A 15444-nucleotide genomic window follows, 5' to 3' on the forward strand; every position below is an offset into this window, starting at 1 on the left:
ATGTTACGGATCCCAATAAAAGAGCGCTCAGATTGGCGAATTACGGCCAATGAATTTGGCTTTCGATTCCATACTTTTGATGGAGAGGAATACTGGACAGAACGTTATTACTATCAATTTTCTTTAAAGCAAATTGAACACGATCTCGAAGCTCCAACGGAGGAACTTAATCAAATGTGCCTTGCTGTTGTGAATGATGTCGTAAACAGCGATGTTCTAATGGAAAAATTTGCTATACCTAAGGCGAACTGGGAACTTGTACGGAATAGTTGGTATAACAAAGAACCATCGCTTTATGGACGGTTTGACTTTAGTTATGACGGCAAAAATCCGGCTAAATTGCTCGAAGCTAATTTTGATACACCAACCTCAGCATATGAGTGTGGTTTCTGGCAGTGGATTTGGTTAGAAGACAATGTGAAATTAGATCGAATATCACGCGCTGCAGACCAATTTAATTCATTTCAAGAAAAGTTTATTGAGCGTTTATCGACGTTAGCTAAAAAAGCCAAAACAAAAGTATTGTATTTTGCATGCAGCCTTGAGGGTGGTGAAGAAGATTATGGAACCATAACATACTTTGCTGATTGTGCTCGTGTTGCAGGATTAACACCCAAAATTATTTATCTTGAAGATATTGGAGTAGATGCTCAGGGTAAGTTTACGGATCTGAATGATCATGTTATTCGATGGATTTTTAAGTTGTACCCGTATGAAATGCTATTTCGAGAGGATTTTTCGAAATATTTAGATAATGGTACATTATATTTAGAACCACCGTGGAAAGCGATTATCTCAAATAAAGCGATTTTGCCGTTATTATGGGAGAAATATCCTCATCATCCTAACTTATTACCTGCTTATTTTTCAGATAAGAAACATTTACTCGATGATAAAAAAGGTATTGTTAAAAAGCCAATCTTTTCACGAGAAGGGGCCAACGTTAAAATAAAAAAAGAGGGCAAAGTTATTGCTGAATCCGATGGCGACTATGGTGAAGAAGGTTATATTTATCAGGCGTTTCATCCTTTGCCTAAATTTGGAGACGATTATACCGTTATTGGTAGTTGGGTTATTGGTGATCAAGCTGCGGGTCTTTCTATCCGTGAAGATAATACTTTAATAACTAAAGATTCATCTCGTTTTATTCCTCATATTATTCTATAAGACGAGAGTGTGGGATCTAAGAAAATCGGTAGCTAATTATAGCCTACCGAATTTTGGTACTCAGACTCTAGTTATTGTTGAGTAGCTCTCATATTGATGTACTTAACTAAAACGTTTACGTTCCACAAAGAAATGCAGTAGTGCCATGCCACCATGACCAATTAAATAAGCTTCAATTAGCCCTGTGAGTGATTTATGTATTTCACGTGCGTCATTGGCATAAGGGGAGTTATTTAGCCACAGTACTAACCATAGTAATGCCGCTACCTCAATTAAAATTAATGCGCCAATTCCTAAACCTTGAATAATATTACCTAAACCTTGTTCTCGTGGTTCTGGTAATTTCCCTTTTATAATCTGCTTTAAATCATCTTTTAAAACGGTGTTATCACCAAAAAGATAAGGGAAAAACTGTCTAAAAGATTGCTTAGTTAGCATGAAAATAATCATTCCAAGCGTAGCAATGACGGTCAGTGAGCCTAAAATAATATGCAGCCATAAAAAAAGCGTATTAAACATACCTGCTTTTACTGCTCCAGCATGTGTCATGTGCAATAGGTTGCTATTTAATATTTGGAGAATAATTAATCCAGCAAGGGTGGTGTGTAGATGGCGCAATCCGACATTAGGAAAGTAATAACTAATATAACGCCAAAAGGAACGTAAAAGGGGCATGCTGTCTCCAATAAAATAATAACGAAGGGGATTGAATTTTTATAAATTTAGCATAGGTGGTCGTTTTCGAGATGTAATTATCTGTCACTACAAAGCAAAATAATTATTCATAAATAAAGCTATTAGCTGTTTATTTGGCGATAAATGTTAAATAATTGCAGTTAAGTCTGTTAGGGATATTTTGTTTTCTGTGTATGGAGATCACCGTGAGTCAACCTTCAATAGTACCGACATTATCACAAATACATGTTTATCCAGTAAAATCGATAGCTGCGTTAACCCAATCTCAAGCTTGGGTTGAAAAGCAAGGGTTAGCCTTTGACCGTCGTTTTATGGTGGCCAGTGACGATGGGATAATGATAACCGCTCGTAAATATCCGCAAATGGTTAAAATTACCGCAACCCTGACGATGACAGGGTTAGTACTGCAATACCCTAATAAAGCTGATTTAGTCTTACAGTATGCTGATTTTGCGATGGAGGATGCTGCAGCGACAGTATGGAATGATAATTTTTCTGCATACACAACGACGGCATTAGCTAACCAATGGTTCAGCGAGATTATTAGTCATTCGGTACAGTTACTTTTTTGTGGTCAACAATCAAATCGGGTTCGACCTAAAATTGGTCATAATGTCAGTTTTGCTGATGGCTATCCGCTGTTGGTTATTAGTGAGGCATCATTATCAGCGTTAAATGAACGTAGTAGTGAGCGACATACAATGGCACAATTTCGAACTAATTTAGTCGTATCTAATACTGAACCATTTGCCGAAGATGGTTGGAAACGGATCCGTATTGGTGAGGTAGAATTTGAAGCTGTCAAACCGTGTGCGCGCTGTATTCTTACGACGGTTGATCCACTTACTGGATATTTTAGTCCCCTTAAAGAACCTTTAAAAACGATGGCTACCTTTCGCGCAGATGCGATGGGGGAAGTGTTTTTTGGACAAAACTTAGTTGCTCTTAATGAAGGTATTATTCGTGCAGGGGATGAGATTGAAATACTAGCAACAAAGCCAAAAGAAATTTACGCTGATAATATTGAAACGAAATTATTACTTACCTGCGTAGAGCGTGAGGATATTGCCGCTGATTTTACAACCTTTTGGTTTGAGTCGCATCAGCAGCTACCTTTACCGCCTTATTTGCCGGGGCAACATTTACCGTTGCAACTTGAAATTAATGGTGAATTTATTTCACGACGTTATACCTTATCATCTAGTCCTTCTCGACCTGGACGCTATGCTGTTTCTGTAAAGAGGATTGATGATGGACGAGTCTCTAATTGGCTACATCAACATTTTCAAGTTGGGGATGTACTTGTCGCTGACAAACCAGATGGTGATTTTCATTTAGGTATTCATACCGATAAATTATTATTACTGTCAGCGGGGAGTGGTATCACGCCGATGCTATCGATGCTGAGGTATTTATCTGATCACGATAATATTCGTGATGTTGTGTTTTATCATCAATGTCGTACAGAAGCTGATATTCCTTCTCTGCAAGAATTACATCAACTTGAAAATATGCATCCATCACTTGATTTACGTATTGTTCTTAGTCAACCAAGACGCGATTGGGAGGGGGAATCTGGGCGATTAAGTATTAGTCACTTAGCGATGATCAGTGATTTAGATAAACGACAAGTGTTTGTATGTGGACCCGATGCATTTATGGTTGCCGCTAAAAAACTATTGTTAAAAATGGGCGTATCCCCAGCGCGTTATCATCAAGAAGCTTTTGGTCCTTTACGTGGAACATTAGCGCCTAAACAAACATTAAATCTTAATATTAATGGGCATATATTTAGTGGTGACAATCAGAAAACCTTGTTAGAGCAAGCGGAAATTGCGGGTATTGGCCTTAATTACAGTTGTAGAGCTGGTTTTTGTGGTGTGTGTAAAGTGACATTAGCCTCAGGGCAAGTTGAGCAGCCTGATGTTCCTGGGTTATTACTACAAGAAAGACAGCAAGGTAAAATATTAGCCTGTTGCTGTATCCCTAAAACAGATCTTGAAATCACAAAGTAAGCTTTTTCTCTATAAAAAGAGCGCGGATATTATTGTCTTTGTTGAGTTTGAAAAATATTGATTGGTGAATATAACGGCAAACTGTCGTAATAAACGAGTTGATTTAAACGGCTTCTTATTCAAGAGGCCGTTTTTGTATAAATTCACAATAAAAAAGTCATTTAAAAGAAGAATATTTTGATACTTGCTGCTGAAAAGGTATTTAATGTGGAGTATGCTTGCGACGCAAACGATTACAATAAAGTAAGGATCTCGTATGTTCAATAAGCCACTTATCGCATTATCTATCGCTTTAGCTCTTTCTGGGTGTACAACAACACCAGCCGTTCAGCACCAACCTTTCTCACTGACTGTCGCTCATATTAATGATACCCATTCTAATTTTGACCCAGTGAAGTCAAGCTTTAAAGCTGATGGTACGCGTGTCTATAATGAATTTGGTGGCTATCCTCGCCTACAAACTATGGCGAAAGAATATAAAGAAGAAGCGAAGAAAGAGAATCAAAGCCTACTGTTTCTACATGGTGGCGATGCATGGCAAGGTAGTGCGTACTTTAAGCTAAATCATGGTGCTATGAATGCTGATATGCTAAGCAAAATGGGCTTAGATGCAATGGCATTGGGTAACCATGAATTTGATCTAAATAATAAAAAACTCAATGCTTTTATTAGTAGTATTAATTTCCCTGTATTAGCTGCAAATATCGATGCTAGCCAAGATGCAGATCTGAAAAATCAAACCAATTTACGCCCTTACCAAGTGTTTGCTTTTGATGGTAATAAGAAAACTATCGTCAAAGATATTAATCATTTACCGAAAGATAGAAACATCGTCGCTGTATTTGGTCTAGCACTCGATAATATGCCAAATATTGCGCCTAATACTGGCGATGTTAAATTTAATGACATGGTGAAAACGGCTCAAGCTACGGTCGATATGCTACAAAGTAAAGGGATCGATAATATTATTGCATTAACACATATCGGTAATGCAGTTGATTTAGATGTTGCATCGAAAGTGAATGGTATTGATTTAATTGTTGGTGGTCATTCACATACATTATTAGGCGACTTTACTGATTTAGGGTTAAATAATAATGGTATATATGCTCAGATGGTGAAGAATCCCGACGGTAAATCTGAAACTTGTATTGTTCAAGCGGGAGAGTATGCACAAGCGATTGGTCGAGTAAATGTAAGTTTTGATGCTAAAGGCGATGTGATCGAATGTGCGGGGCATAATACATTGCTAAGTAATGATGAATTTTATCATCATGCAGATCGAAGCAAAAAAGATAAATTTAGTCCGGTAGAAACTACACGAGTAGAACAATTTATCGATAATCATGAGAAAATCACTATAGTCGATGAAGACGTTTTATTGCGTCAGCGTATTGATAGCAAATATAAACCAGCCGTTGATAAAGCGTACGGAAAGACGATTGCCCAAGTACCGTTAGAAATTAAACATGAACGTCGTCCAGGTGATCGTGGTAGTGATAAACATGGCTCAGATGTTGCTCCATTGATTGCTGAGGGGCAATATTATTGGGCAAATGAACCTCAGGTACAAAAAGTCACTGGAATGAAAGTGGATTTCTCCTTGATCGGTGCCGGTGGTATTCGTACTAATATCGAAGCAGGGCAATACCGTGAAGGTAATGTATCCTTAGAGCTATTACCATTTTCTAATTTTATGTCTGTTGTTCCAGTTAAAGGCTCAGTGATTAAACAACTATTAGAACAAACAGTTGTTGCTACTCTTCCTGAAGGTTCTCATGCAGGTAAGTTCCCGTATGGCGGTCATATTCGTTATAGCTTTATTGAAACAGTACCACATAAAGCAGGTAAACTTGGTAAGGTTGAGGTAATGACTGGTACTGAGCAACATCCTGTATGGACACCAATTCAAGATAACAAAACTTACAATGTTGCTATTAATAATTATAACGCAACGGGAAATGATGGCTGGACGCCATTATATCAAGCACAGAAGAACCATTCTGGGCGTGTAGATCTTGCTTATATTGATGGCAAACTAACTGGATTCAAAGTTAAGAATATCGAGAAAGTAGGCGACAAATATCAAGTAATCTATCAAGGCGCAACGCCAAATTGTAAAGCCGCTAATACGGTATGTAATACTGATGCTCAAGCTTTTATTGATTACGTAGCACAGGCTCGTCATCAATTAGTACCATTGACATATTCAGTAGTGACTCTTGATCGTATAACAACAAAATAATATTTATTTAATCTATATAATGGGTAATGTGCTTCAGCATGTTGCCCTTTTTTTGCGATTATTTTAAGGTCAAAGCTCAAAAATAAAAATCTATTCATCTTTTTTGTAACCGCTATATTGGTGATATATACGGTATAAGTTGATAGAAAAATCAGCAATTTCAGTGTGTTGATTTAGATGTAAATAGATATTGAGATGGTTTTATGTAATGTAATATCTTGAATGATAAGTAATAAAAAAAATTTTTGTTTTTAGACCGTTAAAAATTAAAAATAATGCTATACAATCGGACGAATTTCATTAGTATAGACCTCGGCCTGTAATTCAGACCTATTTATATGTAACATTATGTTTTAGAAAACTTTCTCTGTAACGCTTTACCAGTGTCATGAAGCTTTCCACTCATAAGCTATAACATAAATAATTCTTTTTCTGGCTACATTACGCAATTTTGCGAATTATTTAATAAAATATTGGAGACATTCATGTCTAAATCAACTGGTATCGTTAAGTGGTTTAACGAAGAGAAAGGTTTCGGTTTCATTACTCAAGACAATGGCGGCGCTGACGTATTCGTTCACTTCCGTGCTATCACTGGCGAAGGTTTCAAAACTTTAGCTGAAGGTCAAAAGGTTTCTTTTGACGTAGAACAAGGCCAGAAAGGTCCTCAAGCTGCAAACGTTGAAGCTGCTTAATTCGCTTTTTCGTTAAAGTTTCTAAAATACCGACATTATGTCGGTATTTTTTTATTTAAATTTTAAATTTTTATTATTAACTCCCCGCGCTTTATTGATCAGATTAATAACGAGTATTAAATTAAACCATTTGAGTAATTTTCTGGTTTTTATACACTTATCGTTATTCGTTATCTCTGTGTAATTCTTCATGATGAACTCATCTTCAAATACTACCGCAGCATTGTCTTGTTTACACTTTTTTGAATTACGCTCGGGTTTTGAGCATCCTCAGTTAGTGCCTTTAAGTGCCGATCTATTACCCGGACAGCATCTTGCGTTATCTGGTGCATCTGGATGTGGGAAAAGTAGTCTCTTACAAGTGATCGCAGGATTGAAATCGCCACGGAGTGGCTATTTTAATTATCAACAGCAGCAGATTGATACAGGGTCATTGTCGTTTTGGCGTCAGCAAATATGTTATTTACCGCAACAAGCAGTAATGGGGGCTGAAACGGTGTTGGAGGTATTGTTATTACCATGGCACCTTAAAGCGATGCAATCTTCCCATCCATCGCAGCAATATTGTCAGCAAGCATTACTGCAAGCAGGGTTGAATATTACGCTCGATAAAGAAGTCACAATATTATCTGGCGGTGAAAAACAGCGCTTGGCGATTGCGCGAGCAATACTTATGCAGCGTTCGATATGGTTGATGGATGAACCAACATCAGCGTTAGATCCAGCGGCCCGTAATAATATTATTGAGTTAATCAAGTCATTGAAAATTATCTGTATTTCGGTATCTCATGATCCAGTATGGCTTGCGACGGCGGATCAGGTTTACCACATGGATATGGAACAGGAATAGACTAATGACAGCCACTATCACTCATACAATCGACTTACATTGGTCAGCTATGGCTGGATTTTATTTTTTCCTACTGATTCCATTAGTATTATTCCAGCGCTGGCAGCTCGGTTTGAGCCGTACGATGATCACTTCAGTGTTGCGAATGACATTACAATTATCTGTTGTCGGTATTTACTTACATACATTATTTGGTTGGCAGAGTATTAGTCTTAACGTTGTTTGGCTAACTGTTATGGCCCTTTTTGCCAGTTATACCATTTGTAAGCGGTCTGAAGTTAATTTAAAACGGGTACTGCCTGCTGTTATTTGCGGACAATTTGTCGCATTGTCGGTGGCACTACCCGCTGTTTTAGCGGGTGTTATTCAGGTGTCACCATGGTGGCAAGCACAATATATGATCCCAATTGCGGGAATGTTATTAGGCAATAGCTTAACTGCAAATGTATTGGCATTGTCACGTTGGGGAAGTTTACTTAAAGAAAATCATCATGAGTATCAATACTATTTAGCGATGGGAGCACCAAACCCAGCTCAACCGTTTATTCGTACTGCTTTTAAAGCTGCTCTCGCGCCACAATTAGCTTCAATGGCTACATTAGGGATTGTTAGCTTACCAGGTATGATGACTGGACAAATTTTAGGGGGAGCGATGCCATTGGTTGCGGTGAAATATCAATTAGTCATTATGGTCGCAATATTTGTCTCAGGCGTGCTTTCTGTCGCAACGACATTAACCATCGTTAACCGACGTTCATTTGATGCCTACGGTAACGTTTTGTAATTTTAAATGCGTTATAAAAATAAAAAGCAGCTAATTGCTGCTTTTTAATTATCTGCTTGGTAAGCACTATTATTAAATTTCTGTAATCGGAAAAATTTCAGTCGGCGTTATGATTTCATCTTGAGCTGCAATTGTTTGCAATTCCCATTCACCGCGGCGGTGGGTTTCTTTTAATATTGCGTAACATGCATTATGAGCATGTTCAAAGGCTTGTTGTGCTGACCAACCTTTTAATAAACCACCAGTAAATAACGATGAAATAAGATCACCCACTCCCACTGGTTGATTATCAAAGGCTAGATGCGGACGCTGCGCTAAATAACAACCATCTTTGGTCGCTAGCATCATCGAGAACTTATCTTTTGATAAACTGTGAAGATGTTTCACTAACACCATTTTGGGACCAAGTGTTAGCGCATGCTGACACGCTTTGACTGCATCATCTAATGTATTGATGGTCATACCTACAAACTGACTGAGTTCAAACTGGTTAGGGACAATCACATCAGCCAGTGGCATTACATCATTAATAAGGTATTCAGAAATACCGTCAGCTACGATACAACCTTTTTCAGGATCACCCATTACAGGATCACAAATGTAAATTGCATTAGGATTTTGTTGTTTTACCATTTTAACCGTATCAATAATGGCTAAACATTGATCAGCACTACCTTGATATCCGGTAAGGACTGCTTCACAGTTTTTAAGCTGATCAATGTTGTTGATGCCTTTGACAAGATCAATTAAGTCTGTTGCTGGAAATGCTTTACCTGTCCAACCTTGCTTATATTGAGTATGGTTAGAAAATTGTACGGTATGTAATGGCCATACTTCAAATCCCATACGCTGAAGAGGGAATACTGCAGAACTATTACCAGCGTGACCGTAAACAACATGTGACTGTATTGATAGAATGCCTTTCATCGAGGTTCCTTATAACCATCGTATCTATAGGTATACTTTACATGTGCTGATATCAGAAACCTAGTCATTTTATATCGTAATTATTCCTTGCAAAAATGCAGACTATTTATTGTTCGACAATAAGTACAATTTCTTTTTACTGCTAAATAAATAGAACAAGTAATGTAATTGAAATATGTTTTATTGGTTATTTTGTCTGTTTTTTGAACGATTAATGTGTTTTTATTGATTTTTATATTTTAATTTTTTATGTTAAAAAACATGTGGTTACTATCTTGTTCAGTGGTTATCCACAATTTTTCATCTGTTTTTATAAAAAAAATATTTACAGCATCAAAAATAGGCGTTAATGTTCGATTCGTCTGTTACTCGGACCTAATGTGTGTTGAACCAAAACCACAATGTCATTTCTAATCATTGTTATTCGTTTATGTTGCAAACGTAGTAGCAGTGCCAAGCTATAAGAAGGGTGATCTTATAGTTAAGAAGTAGTAGGTCAATGAGTAAAGCTCTATACCACGGTTAAGTAACTGTTTGGTATAAAACTATTTAAACTCAAATTGATAGCCTCAAATATATATGCTGATAAGAAAGCAATATTTGGGCGTAAAGGAAATATAAACTATGACTTCACAAACAGGTATTATTCGTAGCTTCAACCCAGTTGAAAAAATTGGTTTAATTACTAGCGATCTTGGTGGCGATATTCGTTTCGATGCATCTCAAGTTTGCAGTCGTTCACAACCTTCATCTGGTAGTATGGTTGAATTTACGTTAGATGATTCAAGCAATAAACTTAAAGCGGTTAAAATTCGTTTTATCTAATTTAATTAATGAGCTAAATGTTAGTAAGTACTAATGTTTAACCATGATTAAATAAAAAATCCCGGCTTTGGTCGGGATTTTTTATATCTATTATATTAATTTATATAGCCAACTAAATAAGTGGCCTCGCTGTGATAATGATGTCAATTTAAGCGACTAATTAATTATTAATTTTCATAATATTGATATTGTTGTTTTACATATTAATGACCAATAGTTGATATAAAAAATACTGATACTGCAATATTGATATTATGTCTGCTTAAATCTTGATAAGATAATAAAACTACTCATTGAGTGGTTTTGCTTAGAAAAGGTAGAGAAAATGCATGAGTTGACAGATAGTGATTATGATATTCTTCACGCAATGGAAAACATTGTTGATGGTATTGCTGCAATGTGGGGAGAGCATACTGAAGTATTACTGCATTGTTTAGATTCACGTAATCCGTCAATTATGAAGATTGCTAATGGACATATTACGGGACGTGAGGTGGGTGCACCAATCACAAATATTGCGTTAGTAAAATTAAATGAAGGACAGGATGTTTCTAAAGCTTATATTACTAAGTCTCCAGATGGTAAAACTTTACGTTCATTAACCACGGTGATTCGTAATAAGCAGCAGCAAGCGATAGGTTTACTTTGTGTTAATTTTAATCTTGACGCACCATTTCAGTCGATGATCCATAGTTTAATGCCAACGATTGGCGCTTATTGTGATCATGGTGTTACAGCAGAAACATTTGCACGTAATAATGATGAAATGATGCATAGTTCAATTGAAAATGTTCGTGAGCAGGTCACAACGGATAGTTCGATACCGCCATCAAAGAAAAGCCGAGAAATTGTGACGCGGTTACACGAGTTAGGTATTTTTGATCTTAAAGATAGTGCTCAAATAGCGGCAAAAGGATTAGATATTTCAATCCATACTATTTATCGTTATTTACGAGAAATACGTGCCCACTGATTTAGTGTATGAGTTCTAATATATAGGACTCATGATTAATATATGCATGCCAATTCAATCAATAAATCATCGTTTCAGCTTAAAATTAAAGCATCGAATTGGCATTGTTTTTATTATGTAATATTCATAATATCGACATTATTGTATTGTTACGCGATAAGTGACATACCCTTTTTCGGCAGGTGCTAATACACCATTTAATATCCACTTTATTGCGCCACTATAGCCATTGGTGTTACTTCCATCGGCTGTCAGAATATTACACGACGTAATGTTGGTTGGTGTTTGAGTGGCTGGTGAGTTACAACTAATCTGATTCGATAATAAAGTATGTTCTGGCACAGCATCAAAGATATTGATGGTACTAATATTGCCTAAGCCATTATTTATAAAATAAATTTTATACTCTAATATATCTCCCGGTCGAGCTTGGTTACTGCGACTTTCAGTATCTGCTTGAGTGATGTTTTTTACTGTTTTTTCAATATCTAATGTACCCGAATTACCAAAACTGACTTTAATTGTATCGGTATCACTAACGGTTGTCGTGAGTGCTGTGTTACTGAAATCCATAATAGCATTAAGTTGGTATTTGTATTCACTGTGCAAGGGGACATTTTTCGGTATGATAACTTTTATAATCACGCATACTTCAGTTATGGTATTAGCACTTACTGTTATTGGACTATTTATTAAGCTATCGGTTGGGTCTAATTTACCATCACAATTATTATCAGAGTACAGTATATGATTCCATGGGTATCCTGATGGCGTAGTGGTGACATTATTAATATTAAAGCTGACTGTACCGCTGGTATTAATTTTAAATTTATGACTTAAAAAGATAGGTAAACCGGGTTCACCTTCGATGTAATTATCAGGATCTAATGTAGCTATACTGACTTTACCAAAATTAATATTTTCTAAAATATTGCCCGCCGCCGCTGTTACGAGCATGAAACTATCACTGATTGAACTATTAATGACTTTGCCGACTAAACCTAATGCAGGATCAGTGATATCCGACTCTGATATGTCAATCCATGTTGCTTGCGGAATAACTTGAATTTTAATTTGTTTATTAGCTAACTCAACGGGAATAATAAATTGATAGTGTCCGTTACCTGTTGTGATTGTTTGTAGAATTTCTTGGCCGTTAGCATAGCCTGTTATGGCAATATCATCATAGATTGCTTTTACAATAAAATTAGCTAAACCTTGTTCTTCACTTTCTTGTTTGCCATCATGGGCAGTTGCAATGCCTTTACCATTATCTTCAAACACCTTGCCGTTTAATACAATTTGGTTAATGAGATTAAACATATAATCTTCGACTTCGCCATTATCGACAGTACCTGTTGGGCTGGTGCAAGTGTTTGGGGTATCACATAAACGAAACCGAATAAAGGTATCACCGTTATAGCCATTGGTATAGGCGGCATTTAAAAGAATAGCAATACTGGCTGTGGTTGTATTAACATTTTTATCGATTAGTACATTTTCTCCAACGCCATTAAAGTTACCGTCATGATTAAGATCGACAAAGACATTCAGATAACCACTACCACCTGATATTGCAATTGGAATGGTAGTCGGCGTTGCAACAATAATACTATTAGGCATTGTCACGCCTTCTTCATCATCCTCACCAGTAGTATTATCACCAGTGGCATCCGGACTGTAGAAGTAATATAAATCAGGATCCCATTTGGTTCCTAAAATTAGATCAGGCGTACCTGATACATCAACATCGTTATTACGGTGTCCTACCTGCCCGTAACTGCTAGGCGCATCGCCTTTATCAATACTTGAAATACATCCTGCTGCATCGTGAAATTCTACTTTTGTATAAGTACTTGGGATCACAAAGGTTGCATCTCCTGTCAGCATATTAATGCGATACATACCGACTTTATTAAATAAATCATAATTGCCATTGCCATTGGTATCGTGATCGCCACCAATGGTAAAGGCATAAAAATGATTTAAATCATCCGTTGCTACAGCTCCTGTCCAAATATTAGGCGCTTTAGCACCGTTAAAGTTTAAGTTAATAGTGGTCACGATATTTGAGTTAGGATCATAGCGGTATAGCATCGGCGTTGTTGGATTTGTTTTTGCAGCAGCAATTGAGCCCGCATTAATGAAACCATTACCGGTTAAATCAACCGCATATATAAATCCATCGGTTTCTGATACTGCCCAATCAGATCCTATACGTATGCCGTCAGGGTTAGTGCCTATAATCGTATTTGGAAGTTTTTTTACGCTGTAGGTCATCTCATTTAAATCAATACTGATCAAACTATCCCAGCGATTCATTGCGATATAATAGGTTTGTCCATCACGTGAAATGGTTCCCATATTAGCCGTGAACTCGCCACCGATATTTTCAGGTAATCGATCGCCTTTATTGATCGCGACGGGACCGTCATTATCGGTAGAATTTATGCTGTAATTATTATCAGCATAAATGTGACCCAATGGTATAAAACTTGTTCCGCTGGTATCTGTTACAACAAGGGCAATATAGCCGTTATCAACATAGGTGGAATACATTTTTCCTGTCATGCGATCAAAAGCTAAGCCATTCATTAATCGATAATTAACGTTGCTTTTTATTGGATCGAACATAAAAGTGAATGGTTGATCTGGTTCAACTGATGAGTAGGTGAAGTTATTACCGTTATCGACAGATTCTGTGACATAGAGTTTGTCACAAGTGTTATCTAAGTTGAGATCAGAGATAAAGATACGATAATCTTCAACTTCCCCATTAAATACTTCACCAACAGGACTATTACATGCAGTGCTAGAACAAACGCGAACTCGTAGATAGGTATAGCCTAAACTTGCCGTGGAGAGCACGGTAAAGGCATGTGCAACTGTTGTGTTCGGAGTGGTTGTGGTTGAATTTATAATTTGTTCATTGGCATCATTCCAATCACCATCCCGATTCCAATCGATCCATGCGTATAAATGCATGGTCGTTAAATTTGAACCAGTATCAAGCGTGGTCAAAATATTTAATGTTTCATTATCTCCTGGTTTCATATTGGTATTATAACTTACGCCATCTTCATCATTAGGGCTATCTGTGGTGTCATCTTTAGTCGCTGAACCATTTTGTAAGGTACCGTCATCAGCGTCCCAATGTATGCCTAAGGTAATATCAACTTGGTTATCATTATCAAAATTATATTGATGATGGCGAGCACCATTATCCGCTTTAGTTGTGTTGTAGTTAGCATTACTTGTATTCAATCCATTATCTGGAGCATCACCGTAATCAATAGCAATTAAACGAAACACATAGGTACAATTATAATTGTTGCCATTAGTTACAGTTAAAGGGTTTGCACATGAAAAAGAAGCTAGTTCATAATCTGCTGGTCCTGTCCATGTGAAATTGTAGGCGCTTGGCGTCACTGGCTTGGTATCACCAGAGGTGAAATTAACAGCGATGGCATTTGAATCAGTGGCAATAAGGTTAAAATCAGTAGGTAAAGCCGAGCCATTTTGTATGGTGGCATTTAAAGTAATACTGGCTTGTACAAAGGAATACGCTCTAAATCGTACTTTATCTAATGCCGCACCTGAGCGACCATTAAACCCTGCAATAGCTTGTCCTACTGGTGCCACAATACGATTATAATAAGTGCCGGGATAATTACGATTTGGTCCTATTTTTCCGGTAGATGGTGCAGCAGGAGCCGCACCAATTTGTAATCGGTTAGTGCCTGAGTTAAATGTAACAGGGGCACAATAGAGGCGGAACCAACCCATAACTGGCCATGTGGTTGTATCGGCATCAACACCAACAACTGCTTGATTGGCAGGACAATCCCCAGAATATAATGTGCCTGACGTCGGGCCTCCCCAAGGTGTTGTTCCCGCTGTGGTCAGCGTTGCCGTATTACTGATAACACTGACTTGTGAGCATTGTCCTCGCAATGCGGTGCCATCTAAATTACCACCTGTATTTTGATTATAAAAATCAAAGCCTGTCATTAATTGTCCTGGTGGACATACTCGTTCGCCAAACTCACCACCGCCATTACCACCAATATCAAGTAAGGTGCTTTGATAAACTAAACCGACACCTTCAGCGGCATAGATCGTCGGTGGCGGAATAATAAATATTAGCCCCAAAAAAATAATGACCATTGGTTTTAGTTTTTTTAATATCATATTTAACATTGATAAGACCTTATCTAATTGGGTGATAAGTATTCTTGAAATAATATATTTAATAAAATTATCAGTA

General features: G+C 37.2%; 11 protein-coding genes. 8 read left to right on the forward strand and 3 right to left on the reverse strand.

Features of this window, described 5'->3' with window-relative positions; all coding sequences use genetic code 11:
- The gene (locus tag PPBDW_RS20475) at positions 1–1167 is read left to right on the forward strand and encodes a glutathionylspermidine synthase family protein (protein WP_036792207.1); all 1167 of its coding nucleotides are present in this window, start codon (positions 1–3) and stop codon (positions 1165–1167) included.
- A gap of 102 nt (positions 1168–1269) precedes the next feature.
- On the opposite strand, the gene PPBDW_RS20480 is transcribed toward PPBDW_RS20475, so the two are convergent.
- On the reverse strand, positions 1270–1842 hold the full coding sequence (locus PPBDW_RS20480; RefSeq protein WP_036792214.1) for a cytochrome b/b6 domain-containing protein: 573 nt from the start codon (positions 1840–1842) through the stop codon (positions 1270–1272).
- Positions 1843–2036: 194 nt separating this feature from the next.
- Between PPBDW_RS20480 and PPBDW_RS20485 the strand changes: the two genes are divergently transcribed.
- From PPBDW_RS20485 to PPBDW_RS20505, 5 genes are all read left to right on the forward strand, one after another.
- Positions 2037–3878: a hybrid-cluster NAD(P)-dependent oxidoreductase gene (locus PPBDW_RS20485; protein WP_107187424.1), complete on the forward strand. Its 1842-nt coding sequence runs from the start codon at positions 2037–2039 to the stop codon at positions 3876–3878.
- Positions 3879–4134: 256 nt separating this feature from the next.
- Positions 4135–6123, forward strand: coding sequence for a bifunctional metallophosphatase/5'-nucleotidase (locus PPBDW_RS20490; protein ID WP_036792219.1), 1989 nt, complete (start codon positions 4135–4137; stop codon positions 6121–6123).
- Between the two features lie 485 nt (positions 6124–6608).
- A complete protein-coding gene (gene cspE, locus PPBDW_RS20495; RefSeq protein WP_036792221.1) occupies positions 6609–6818 on the forward strand; it encodes a transcription antiterminator/RNA stability regulator CspE in 210 nt (69 codons plus the stop codon).
- 190 nt (positions 6819–7008) lie between these two features.
- Positions 7009–7668: an ABC transporter ATP-binding protein gene (locus PPBDW_RS20500; protein WP_230850412.1), complete on the forward strand. Its 660-nt coding sequence runs from the start codon at positions 7009–7011 to the stop codon at positions 7666–7668.
- A 4-nt stretch (positions 7669–7672) separates the two neighbouring features.
- The gene (locus tag PPBDW_RS20505; RefSeq protein WP_036792223.1) at positions 7673–8452 is read left to right on the forward strand and encodes an ABC transporter permease; all 780 of its coding nucleotides are present in this window, start codon (positions 7673–7675) and stop codon (positions 8450–8452) included.
- Positions 8453–8524: 72 nt separating this feature from the next.
- Here PPBDW_RS20505 and pdxY read toward each other — a convergent pair whose 3' ends face one another.
- On the reverse strand, positions 8525–9379 hold the full coding sequence (gene pdxY / locus PPBDW_RS20510) for a pyridoxal kinase PdxY (RefSeq protein WP_036792225.1): 855 nt from the start codon (positions 9377–9379) through the stop codon (positions 8525–8527).
- A gap of 624 nt (positions 9380–10003) precedes the next feature.
- Here pdxY and PPBDW_RS20515 point away from each other — a divergent pair.
- Both PPBDW_RS20515 and PPBDW_RS20520 read left to right on the forward strand, forming a co-directional pair.
- A complete protein-coding gene (locus PPBDW_RS20515) occupies positions 10004–10204 on the forward strand; it encodes a hypothetical protein (protein WP_036792228.1) in 201 nt (66 codons plus the stop codon).
- Between the two features lie 325 nt (positions 10205–10529).
- Positions 10530–11177: a helix-turn-helix transcriptional regulator gene (locus tag PPBDW_RS20520; RefSeq protein WP_036792231.1), complete on the forward strand. Its 648-nt coding sequence runs from the start codon at positions 10530–10532 to the stop codon at positions 11175–11177.
- Positions 11178–11315: 138 nt separating this feature from the next.
- On the opposite strand, the gene PPBDW_RS20525 is transcribed toward PPBDW_RS20520, so the two are convergent.
- Positions 11316–15377, reverse strand: a complete 4062-nt coding sequence (locus PPBDW_RS20525; protein WP_054262204.1) for a GEVED domain-containing protein — start codon at positions 15375–15377, stop codon at positions 11316–11318.
- Positions 15378–15444: the final 67 nt, after the last annotated feature.

This window comes from Photobacterium kishitanii, from assembly GCF_000613045.3.
In the GTDB taxonomy this organism is placed as follows: domain Bacteria; phylum Pseudomonadota; class Gammaproteobacteria; order Enterobacterales; family Vibrionaceae; genus Photobacterium; species Photobacterium kishitanii.

Excerpts from the sequence above, each read along its gene's own strand:
- pdxY (WP_036792225.1), bottom strand. The coding sequence starts at position 9,379 with ATGAAAGGCATTCTATCAATACAGTCACATGTTGTTTACGGTCACGCT.
- PPBDW_RS20480 (WP_036792214.1), bottom strand. The coding sequence starts at position 1,842 with ATGCCCCTTTTACGTTCCTTTTGGCGTTATATTAGTTATTACTTTCCT.
- PPBDW_RS20505 (WP_036792223.1), top strand. The coding sequence starts at position 7,673 with ATGACAGCCACTATCACTCATACAATCGACTTACATTGGTCAGCTATG.
- PPBDW_RS20490 (WP_036792219.1), top strand. The coding sequence starts at position 4,135 with ATGTTCAATAAGCCACTTATCGCATTATCTATCGCTTTAGCTCTTTCT.
- PPBDW_RS20485 (WP_107187424.1), top strand. The coding sequence starts at position 2,037 with ATGGAGATCACCGTGAGTCAACCTTCAATAGTACCGACATTATCACAA.
- cspE (WP_036792221.1), top strand. The coding sequence starts at position 6,609 with ATGTCTAAATCAACTGGTATCGTTAAGTGGTTTAACGAAGAGAAAGGT.
- PPBDW_RS20525 (WP_054262204.1), bottom strand. The coding sequence starts at position 15,377 with ATGTTAAATATGATATTAAAAAAACTAAAACCAATGGTCATTATTTTT.
- PPBDW_RS20475 (WP_036792207.1), top strand. The coding sequence starts at position 1 with ATGTTACGGATCCCAATAAAAGAGCGCTCAGATTGGCGAATTACGGCC.
- PPBDW_RS20500 (WP_230850412.1), top strand. The coding sequence starts at position 7,009 with ATGATGAACTCATCTTCAAATACTACCGCAGCATTGTCTTGTTTACAC.
- PPBDW_RS20520 (WP_036792231.1), top strand. The coding sequence starts at position 10,530 with ATGCATGAGTTGACAGATAGTGATTATGATATTCTTCACGCAATGGAA.
- PPBDW_RS20515 (WP_036792228.1), top strand. The coding sequence starts at position 10,004 with ATGACTTCACAAACAGGTATTATTCGTAGCTTCAACCCAGTTGAAAAA.